General features: G+C 75.4%; 1 protein-coding gene. It reads right to left on the reverse strand.

Translation table 11 applies throughout. The features are described from left to right. A partial coding sequence (locus AB8Z36_RS41360; RefSeq protein ID WP_369218478.1) for a TIGR03086 family metal-binding protein occupies positions 1 to 542 on the reverse strand: 542 nt, incomplete at its 3' end. Positions 543 to 663: the final 121 nt, after the last annotated feature.

Consider the following 663-nt stretch of genomic DNA (forward strand, 5'->3'; position numbering starts at 1 on the left):
GGCGGGGCGAAGGCGGCGCCGGGTCCGCGCCGCGCGGGGCCGGTGGGCACGCGGCGGGCGACGCCGAGCGCGGCGGCCACGACGGGGTCAGGGAGCCGGACGGTCAGGCCGAGGGCTTCCGCGATGTCCCAGGCGTGCACGACGTGGTCGAGGAGGTGGAAGCCGACGGCGACGTGTCCGGGGAAGGGCCCGCCGCCGAGCTCGGGCAGCACGAACTCCCTTTGCGGGACGCCCATGTGGTGGCCGTGCTCCAGATGATCGTGCTCCGCGAAGGCGGCCAGGACGTGCCGTACGGACTCCTCGTAACGGGCGAGCGGGTCGCGCCCGAGGTCCTGCTCGATCCAGTACGTCCGGTCGGCGCCCGCACCGCGCGCCGCCGCCGCGAAGCCGTGGTGCTGGGCGGTCATGTGCGTCACGAGGCGGCGCAGCGTCCAGCCCGCGCACGGGGTCGGCAGCTCCCAGTCGGCGGTGGAGCGGGCGGCGGCCAGGACGCGGAGCGACTCCTGGACGGCGACGCGGTCGAGGGCGATGAGATAGGTCATGGCGTGCCTGCTTCCTCGGTCCAGGGGGAGGGGTCGTCGATGAGCGCGCGTGCGGTCTGCCAGATCCCCGCGCCGTCGAACCGCTCGGTGGTCCACGTGATGGCCCGCATGGTGCCGCGCC

The sequence above is a fragment of the Streptomyces flavofungini genome (assembly GCF_041028215.1).
GTDB lineage: Bacteria > Actinomycetota > Actinomycetes > Streptomycetales > Streptomycetaceae > Streptomyces > Streptomyces flavofungini_B.